Source organism: Bradyrhizobium sp. STM 3809 (genome assembly GCF_000239795.1).
GTDB lineage: Bacteria > Pseudomonadota > Alphaproteobacteria > Rhizobiales > Xanthobacteraceae > Bradyrhizobium.
The window spans coordinates 1-9,904 of record NZ_CAFJ01000756.1 but is presented as its reverse complement, the minus strand read 5'-3'; the positions used below and the strand labels follow the sequence as shown (position 1 = coordinate 9,904).

Genomic DNA, 9,904 nt, shown 5'->3' with positions numbered 1-9,904 from the left:
GCCATCAACCGCTGGGCTGCAAAGCTGATCATCTCGCGCAGAAGATCCGCGTCCGGGGCCTTCTCCACGAGCGCGCGAAGGTTCATCATCTCGTCGGTCATCGGTGGTTCCTCGAATCAGGTTGGTGTCAGCAACTCGACCCTACCGGGCAATCGCCGCTGACCACCCCAAAGCCGCCCACCCGCTACGGCGCTATGGGGGAGCGCGCGTGCGGACGGCTTTGCTCTACCGAGTTACACCACGCCTGGGGACACGACCCCGACCTGCGCTGAGGTCGCTGCACACGGCGATCATGAGCCAGCGTGTGAACTGGGTGCTCGATGCCGACATTCGCAGCTTCTTCGACTCGGTTGACCACGAATAGTTAGCATTGCAGCCTCGACAAGCAGGTGTTGTACGGCGTCAGCTAACCGTTTCTAACTCAAGCAACAAGCCGTGACTTCGGGTCACCTAGGGCACTGCAGGCTACTAAGGCCAAGGAAGCGCCCGTAGCAGCGGCTACCGCGATAAACGCAGCAATCGCCACCGAAGCCAAGCCTTCATTTTCCGCAGCGTGATTTGCTCGTCGACCGAGAGCGAACATCACGTTGAAACAGGAACAGGAACATCTCAAGACGAGTGAAGCGAGGATGCGATAGCGCAGCGAGATATCTCGCTGTGCTTCCATAGGTGCAACATCGCTTTTTGAAGTATACGTCGCCCATCCAGGAGGTGCAATCTAAGCAGCGATACGACAAAAGAGGAAATCGATATGCCGTGTTTCACTGTCTGGAATGGTTCAAAAGACGCCTTCCGATGTCTTGGCGACTTACTTCCGGTTGAGCCCGCATAGCAAACATTCCGGGGGCGGGCCAACAGGTCCGGGATGGGCCCTAAGCAGACCTCGACGGCTTCCTCTACGAACCGTTTTGTGAAGCCAATTTGTTTTTGGGTATCGACTTCGACCACCGGCGCTATCATCGGAATGCGGTGATGATCAACCTTTCGATTGCTTTGGCCTTTAGTTTGCTGGCGTTTTACATGGTGTTATCGCTAGTCCCAATCTTATTGTATCAAGCATTCAGTGCGATCTGCCAGGATTACCAAGCGGAATTCTTATCTCTTGCCGGTGTGTGCACAGGGATGATGGTCTATGTAGTTGCTACTGCGCTTGGGCTTTCAGCTATCTTCGACACCGTAGCGCTTGCATACGACGTCGCGCGGACGCTTGGAGCGCTCTATCTCGTTTAGTTAGCCATCAGAGCCGTCTCAAGGCAGCTCGCCACCTTAGAGGTAGCGCGAGAGTCGTCTGCGGTTCTTTTTCGCCAGGGATCTTCACCTGTATCCTGAGCCCGAAGCTGATTCTGATGTACGAGGCTCTTTGCTGCAGTTTGTCCGAGCAGAGTAAAGAAAAGTTCTGTGGCAAACGGTGTAGCTAGGTTTACTTCAAGTGATTGCCGCGGCATGGGCACACAGCTGCGTGATCCTCCGAGTTTCGCGAGTTGCCGAGATTTTTTGTAAAGCTTACAAGTTTCCTCAACTGCAGCGCTAGTTTCTTGCAGTTGCTGTGCAGAATGCGAATGACTTCTTGCTCGCAATCGTGGAACACGACCAGCAGTTGGAGATGTCAGTTGTATTTATAGATCGTAATCCACAGCATGTTTCAAACAAAGTGCGTTGCTCATTGACCGTCCGATACGGTTTGTCTCTACTTAAAAGCGAGTTGCAGATGCTGCGAGGGGCAGAGATGTTCGGCCATTTGAATAAGGATGGGTGGAGCAGAGTCGTGCGGGGACCGTTAAACAAGATCATCAGCGCTGGCTCCGGCGTGATTTTTTGTGCTTTGAATGCAACCTTAGGTGTTGCTGGCGGAATGGCGCTGCCGGGAGGATTCTCGGTCAATCAGGGTGGAGCTGCGACCTACTCGATCCCAATTGTAATTCCGCCCGGGAGCGGCGGCGTCACGCCGTCGCTTTCACTCGATTACAACAGTATGGGAGCCAATGGCCTTGTCGGCGTCGGCTGGTCCCTGGGCGGCTTGCCGGCGATTGGGCGATGTCCGCGGACAATCGCGCAGGACGGTGTTGGAGGTGGAGTCAGCTACGACAGTAACGATCGGTTTTGCCTGGATGGACAGCGGCTCGTTTCCATCGCCGGGGCTTACGGTGCAGACGGGACGGAATATCGTACCGAAATCGACTCATACTCAAAGATCATTTCCCATGGTTCTGCCGGAACCGGGCCCGCATGGTTTGAGGTGAGAACCAAGTCGGGACAACTGATGGAGTTCGGTCATAGTGGGGACTCCCAGGTTCTCGCCGAGGGAAAGGCGACTGCCCGCAACTGGGCGGTTAACAAGGTCAGCGATACCAAGGGCAACTATTTCGTTGTCACCTATACTGTCGATCAAGCGAGCGGTCAGTTCTTTCCGGCCCACGTTGACTATACCGGCAATACGGCTGCGGCGGTGAGCCCTTACAATACCGTGCAGTTCGTCTATGCGACGCGGCCGGATAGCATTCAGCAGTATCAAGCCGGCTCTGTGATGCGAACGCTCGTCCGTTTGACAAATATCAAGACACTCGCGAGCGGGAATTTGGTTTCCGACTATCGAATTTCCTATGGGCAAAGTCCATCGAGCAATGATTCGGAAGTGACGTCGATCGCCGTCTGCGGTGCGTCAGGGGATTGCCTGCCGGCAACAAGCTTTCAGTGGGCGAGCGGCGGAGGCGATACGCTTTCGGGCGCGTCGATGACGAACCCGTTGACGGGAGGGGCGACGCTGTCGACTCACAATGCGTGGAGTGCGATGTCTGTTAGCCTTCTCGGTGGATCGATGGGCGCCAGCCCGGTATTCATGGATCTCAACGGGGACGGAAAGAGTGATATGGTGCTCGTTTATGGCACCTCCGTCTATTCGTGGCTGAGCAACGGAGACGGAACATATACGGTCCTGACGTCGACCGCGCCGAATGGCTGGAATTTCACACCCTTTCAATCGCACTATGTGCCGTTCGTCGGCGACTTCAATAGCGATGGCTACAGCGATTTCGCTTATCTGAACGCTGGCTATGTCTATGTGTTTCTTAATGCCGGCAATGGCGCCTACAGTGGCGTAACATTCCCGTGCCCAAACAATTGGAATTTCGGATCAGATCCGACCGCAGGGTTCTCCTTCATATCCGGTGATTTCAACGGGGACGGTCGCTCGGACTTCCTGGCGGTCAGTGGTGCCTATGTGTTCGAATTTTTGAGCAATGGCGATGGCACGTTTCAGGGCGTGCAGATTCAGATATCGAATGGCTGGAACTTCAGCACCACGCCTTCGGCCTATTTTCTTCCTATCTCTGGCGATTTCAACGGAGATGGAAAGACTGACTTCGTCATGTTGGCGGGCGCCTATATCTATGAATTCTTGAACAACGGCGACGGATCATTCACCTACAATACGATCCAGATTCCGAATGGATGGAATTTTGGCACGCCGCCGTCGAGCTACATGTCGGTTGTGGGTGACTTTAACGGAGACGGCAAAACAGACTGGGTTCTGCTCAACGGCGCCACGCTTTATGAATTCCAGAGCAAGGGCGATGGTTCGTTTCTAATCTTTAGCATCGCTATTTCCAATGGATGGAACTTCGGAGCTCAGCCCGCTGCTTCGTATCAGTTGTATAGCGGCGACTTCAATCTGGATGGTCGGCTCGATTTCGCCTTGTTTAACCTGAGCTATCCATATGTGTATCAGTTCACGAGTAACGCAGATGGCACATTCAATTACAGGACCATGAACAGTTGGACGTTTGGTGCGCCCCCTTACCTTACAGTCGGAGGTGACTTCAATGGTGACGGGCGCACTGATTTCCTCACGATGAACTTTTCGTCGATTTTCACAATCACGGCGAATGGATCGATTGGAGACGTCGTCACCGGAGTAACAACGGGGCTCGGAGCGGCGACAACAATTACCTACAAAGCTCTGACCGACAGCGCAGTCTATACAAAAGATTCCGGAGGAACTTATCCAACCATAAATCTGAAGCTGCCGCTGCATGTCGTGTCTCGGGTGGACGTGTCGAATGGCGTGGGCGGCGCATACAGCTCGAGCTATTCGTACGCAGGCGCCAAAGCCGATTTAACGGGCCGCGGAATGCTGGGTTTCAGTCATATGACAGTGACGGACCTGCAGACAGGGATCTCGGACACCACGACGTTCCGGCAGGATTTCCCCTATATTGGTATGGTGGCGTCGACGACGCGGACCTACGGCACGCAAACGTTGGGGCAGTCGACAAACACATTCCAGTTCAGCAATGCAACGGGAGCGGCGACGATCAGCCCCGCGGTCGCGCCGTATCGGGTGTCGCTGGTGCAGAACATATCGAGCGGTTCTGATCTCGACGGCTCGGCGCTGCCGACGGTGACGACTGCAAATCAGTATGATGCCTATGGCAATGCGACCAGAGTGACTGTCTCGACGCCGGACGGCTACAGCAAGACGACGGTCAACACCTACAGCAACGATCCCTCGCTCTGGTATCTGGGCAGGTTGATACGCGCGACAGTGACGAGCGTTCGGCCGCAATAGTCTCCATCATTCTCATACCCATTTCACGCTCTTTCTGGCTTCATCAGGCCGAGGAATTGACCATGTTCAATGCCTTGTCACGTCGTGTGTCGCGTTCGAACCATATCCGTCAGGCGGCCCGGGCCGTAACTCTGCTGACGAGCGTCATGTTTGTGTCCGGCGCGGACGCGGCCCAGCTGTTTCTCACCAGCGGCTCGACGTGGACCGTTCCGAGCGATTGGAATAGCTCGAACAACACGATCGAGGTGATCGGCGGCGGCGGCAGTGGCGCAGGCTCGAATGCGTCGACGGAAGGGGCCGGCGGTGGCGGTGGCGGCGCCTATTCGAAGATTTCCAATCTGCCGCTACAACCGGGCGCAGTGGTCAATTTTCAGATCGGCCTTGGCGGTATAGCCGGGGCCGCGGCTGCCGCAGGTTCTGCGGGCAGCGATACATACTTCAACGGGACGGGAACGGTCTGCAGCTCTCAGTCGATCTGTGCAAAGGGCGGCGCGGGCGGCGGTGCAAGCAGCGGGCTCAATGCAGCGAGTGGAGGGCTCGGTGGTGCAGCCGGGAGCGGCATCGGCGCGGTCAGATATTCCGGCGGTGCGGGTGGCGGTTCAGGTGCCAGCAGCAATGGCGGCGGCGGCGGTGGCGGCGCCGCTGGACCGAACGGGAACGGCGGTATCGGCGGTACGACCAACGGCAATGGCTCTGGTGCAGGCGGCGGCGGCAATGCAGGCGGCTCCAACGGTTCTGCCGGCGGTGCCGGCGGCAACAACTCGTCTGGAATCGGAGGCGGTCCGGCCGGCACGGCCGGTACACCTGGCGGCGTTGGCAGCAATGGCGGCGGCGGCGGCGCTGGTTACTGGAATGGCAGCATCTGGGTTAACAATGCAGGCGGCAGCGGCGGCACCGGCACCGAGTGGGATGCGATCCATGGCTCGGGCGGCGGCGGCGGCAGCGGTGGCGGTGGCGGGGGTGCGGCGGGTGCTCCGAACGGGTCCGCTGGATTGTACGGTGGAGGCGGGCCAGGCGGATCAGGCAACAGCACGGCCGGAACGGCGGGCGCGCCGGGCATTATCGTCGTCACCTATACCCCTATGTCCGGCCCTGGGGCGACACCATCCGGCAATATCTATAGCGTCACTCGCACATCCTCCTTCGCTTATGATTCCACCTCGGGGCTGCTGACGCAGGAGGTGGTCGAGCCCGACACGCCGGCGCTGCGGCTGCAGACGGACTATGTCTACGACGCGTTCGGTCACAAGCAGTCGGTGACGGTCAGCGGCGCCGACATCGCCAGCCGCTCGAGCACCAGCACCTATGATGCACGCGGGCAGTTCGCGACCTCCAACAGCAATGCGCTGGGGCAGAGCGAGAGCTTCCAGTATGACCCGCGCTTCGGCCAGCCGATCAGCCATACCGGGCCGAACGGACTGACCACGACCTGGAACTACGACAGCTTCGGCCGCAAGATCCAGGAGACCAGGCCGGACGGCACCATCACCCGCTGGAGCTATCAGTTCTGCAGCGGCGTCAATGGCGGCACGGCGACCTGTCTCGCCGGCGCGAGCTATCTGACCCAGGAGACGTCGTACGCCGCGGACGGCGCGACCGTGATCGCGCCGGTGGCGACCATCTTCTTCGACGCCCTGGAGCGCGAGATCGGGCGCCGGACACAAGGGTTTGACGGCAGCGTCGTCCAGGCGACGAAGGCCCATGATGGGCTCGGACGCGTCGTTCAGACCAACCGGCCCTACTTTCTGAACGGCGGGACCCCGCGCGTCACGACTTTCACTTACGACGTCCTGGGCCGGGTAGTCTCGACGACGCAGCCGGACGGCAGCGTGTCGCAAATGGCCTATCACGGGCTGACCACGGTCGAGACCAATCCGCTGGGCCAGACCCGGACGACCGTAAAGAACAGCCAGAGCCAGGTCGCGTCGGTGACCGATGCAATGGGCAAGACGCTGACGGCGGCCTATGACGCGGTCGGCAACATGGTGCAGACCACCGATCCCGACGGCAACGTCGTCACCGCGACCTACGACCTGCGGGGACGCAAGATCGCGAGCTCCGATCCGGATCTCGGCGTCTGGACCTACACGTACAATACGCTGGGGCAGCTGGTCACTCAGACAGATGCCAAGGGCCAGGTCGTCAGCCTGAGCTACGACATTCTCGGCCGCATGGTGCAGCGGGTCGAGCCGGATATGACTTCGGTGTGGACCTACGACACCGCGGCCAACGGCATCGGCAAGCTCGCTGCGACCGGCATCACCTCGGGTTCCGGCAACGGCTTTGCCCGCAGCGTCAGCTATGACAGCCTCGGCCGCCCGCTGCAGGTTGCGACCACCATCGACGGCGCGACCTACACGATGGGGGCGACCTACGACGCCAACAGCCGGCTGACCAAGGTCAGCTATCCCTCCGGCTTTACCGCGCGCTTTGGCTACAACAGTCTGGGCTTCGCGAACCAGCTGCAGGACGACACGACCAGCCAGTCGTTCTGGACGCTCTACGCGATGGATGCCGAGGGGCACATCACCCAGCACACCGCGGGCAACGGCCTCAGCACCATCAGGGGCTTCGATCCGCTGACGGGGCGCCTGACCAGCATCGCGACCGGCACCAATGGCGCCGTGCAGAACCAGAGCTTCGGCTATGACCGGCTCGGCAACCTGACCTCGCGCAGCGATGCCAACACCAATCTCAACGAGACTTTCGCGTATGACGCGCTGAGCCGGCTGACGTCATCGACCACCAACGTGGCGGCGGCGCCGCTGGTCAAGACCTTCTCCTACAGCCCGATCGGCAACATCCTGACCAAGTCGGATGTCGGCAGCTACACCTATCCGGCGGCGGGCCAGCCGCGCCCGCATGCCGTCACTGGCGTCTCCGGCACGATCACCGCCAGCTTCACCTACGACGCCAACGGCAACCAGACCTCCGGCCTCGGCCGCAGCATCGTCTACACCTCCTACAACAAGCCGGCGAGCATTACGCAAGGCACGCGGACGATCTCATTCGTCGACGACACCGACCACCAGCGCGTCAAGCAGGTGACCCCGGAGGGCACCACGCTCTATATCGCCGCCTTCGGCGTCGCGGCCGAGGTGCAGAATCCGGGCACTGTGACGCAGAAATGGACCGACTATCTGATGGTCGGCAACGCCCGCGTCGGCATGCGGGTGGCGCAGACATCCGGCGGCGGCACGACGGTCACTACGCGCTACTTCCACACCGACCATCTCGGCTCGATCTCGGCGATCTCGGACCAGAACGGCCTCTTGGTCGAACGCCTGAGCTACGACGCCTGGGGCAAGCGCCGCAACGTCGACGGCACGGACGACACCACGGGCAGCATCACTAGCCAGACGACGCGCGGTTTCACGGATCACGAGGAACTGTCGGTCGCCGGCCTCGTGCACATGAACGGCCGCGTCTACGATCCGCTGCTGGCGCGGTTCACCAGCGCCGATCCGGTGACGGAGAGCCCGTTCAGCACCCAGGGCTGGAACCGGTACTGCTATGTCGGCAATGATCCGCTAACCTTCACCGATCCTTCCGGCCACTGCTTTCTCGGCTGCTTCTGGAACGCGATCGGCAAGGTGGTCAGCAGTGGCTGGAAGGCGGTGACCCACTTCTTCCAGACCAATGCGATCGCTCGGGCGATCGTACAGATCGCCATCAACATCGGCGTGACCGTCCTGACAGGCGGCAATGTTGTTGCGGCTGCGGCCATCAGCGCTGCGGTCGTCACTGGTCTGTCTGGCGGCAATATCGGACAGATCTTGAAAGCAGGGGCAATAGCTGCTGCGACGGCATACGCTTTCCAGGAATTGGGTGGCCTCACCAAGGCGGGCATGCTTCCGTTCAACAATCCAGACTTTAGTCCGGGACTTTACGGTGCAAATGTCATCGGCAGTGCTGCTATAGGGTGTGCTTCGTCCCTCATGTCCGGCGGATCGTGCGGATCCGGAGCTGCGGCCGCCGCCGTGAGTGCAGCGTTCAATCCGCTGACGAATACCGCGTTTCCCGAAGCAAAGGACAATATTGGCCAGCGGATTGGCGGAACGATCATGCAGGCGACTGCTGGAGGTCTTGCCTCTGTAGCCGGTGGAGGGAAATTCGCTAACGGTGCTGTTACGGCGGGGTTCCAATACTTGGCAATTGTTAGCTTGGAGGCCGCACGGGGATCTTGGGAAGATGCCATGGCTCAAGCAGGCAACAACGGCCAAGCTCCAAACACTCGCCACGAGCTTGGTCGGCAGGAGGCGATGCTCGATGCTCAGAAACTAGGATATGTAATCCTGAGCCCAACAGAAACCGCAGTAACCCTTCCTAACCTGCCAAAGCGAGTTTATGACTTCATAATGTACGATCCTATTACCGGCGCTCAAATCGGAGCTGAAGTAAAAACTAGTTGGCTAGATAAAATTTGGCTCATTCCACGACAGGTCGCGTTCGACCGGCAGGTGGCAAATGGCGCAATCGCATCCGGCATAACTCAACAAAATTTGGTCGTCAATGTAACCGGCGTTGCTTATTTCACTTATTGCTATAATTGCTATGGCGGGGCCCAATTGTTGTCTAGTGTTCAAGCTTCGCTGCTATTTGCCGCTGGTATTCCAACTTATCCTGGTAGACGCCTCCCCTGAAGTTTTGGCTGCAAACAGGTGCCTAATGTATGACGAAAAATGGTTGGAAGACGCGATGCGGTCGATTGAATACATTCGCGTCGATGTGTTCGCGTATAGGGCCACTTGGAGCACGTCGACAGTGGAGCATTTTGTTCAGTTTGGAGTAGACTCTAGAGGTTACTTTGATGGCTGGTACGGATTGAGAAGTCCAATCTCGGAAGACTTTGGTATAGAATCGACTATAAAATACAGTAAAATTGACAAGAAGTTTGTGCTTAGCGAAAGAAGATCGGAGACCGCGTGCAGCATGAGCTTTGCATTCGGGGCATTTGACGGTTTCAGCCAAGCTCTCTGGAAAAGAGTGCCGGTTCAAAATGGACTTGGCAAAAATGAAGTAGAGAAGATTGGGCAGTTTATTCGCCAGCATGTATTTCCAATTATACGACATGTGATCGACCTAGAGGCTTTTCTTGCGTTTTTGGTTGCTGATAAGCCGCCGACAATCTGGTTCGTGACGAATCCATCTGTGAGAGCTGCACAAATAGTTGCAGTAGCGAGAATGCTCGGTCGTGAGCGGTGGGAGATTCTTAAATACCTTAGACCGTTCGAGCGGATTATCGCCATTGATCTATCTGGAAGACCCGCTGATCCGCGCGAAAAATTCGTCGGAAGTCTTGAACTTTATGTGGATTCTCTCATTGCTGACTTAGCGAAA

At 58.2% G+C, this 9,904-nt stretch carries 4 protein-coding genes; all 4 read left to right on the top strand.

Annotation, left to right across the window (positions count from 1 at the left end):
• The first annotated feature begins 972 nt into the window (after positions 1–972).
• On the top strand, positions 973–1,230 hold the full coding sequence (locus BRAS3809_RS32395) for a LysE family transporter (protein ID WP_035660024.1): 258 nt from the start codon (positions 973–975) through the stop codon (positions 1,228–1,230).
• 337 nt (positions 1,231–1,567) lie between these two features.
• Positions 1,568–4,564, top strand: a complete 2,997-nt coding sequence (locus BRAS3809_RS32390; protein WP_240535825.1) for an FG-GAP-like repeat-containing protein — start codon at positions 1,568–1,570, stop codon at positions 4,562–4,564.
• A gap of 62 nt (positions 4,565–4,626) precedes the next feature.
• The gene (locus tag BRAS3809_RS32385; protein WP_008966232.1) at positions 4,627–9,207 is read left to right on the top strand and encodes an RHS repeat domain-containing protein; all 4,581 of its coding nucleotides are present in this window, start codon (positions 4,627–4,629) and stop codon (positions 9,205–9,207) included.
• Positions 9,208–9,496: 289 nt separating this feature from the next.
• The coding region (locus BRAS3809_RS36345) for a hypothetical protein (RefSeq protein WP_139017495.1) at positions 9,497–9,904 on the top strand (408 nt) is incomplete at its 3' end.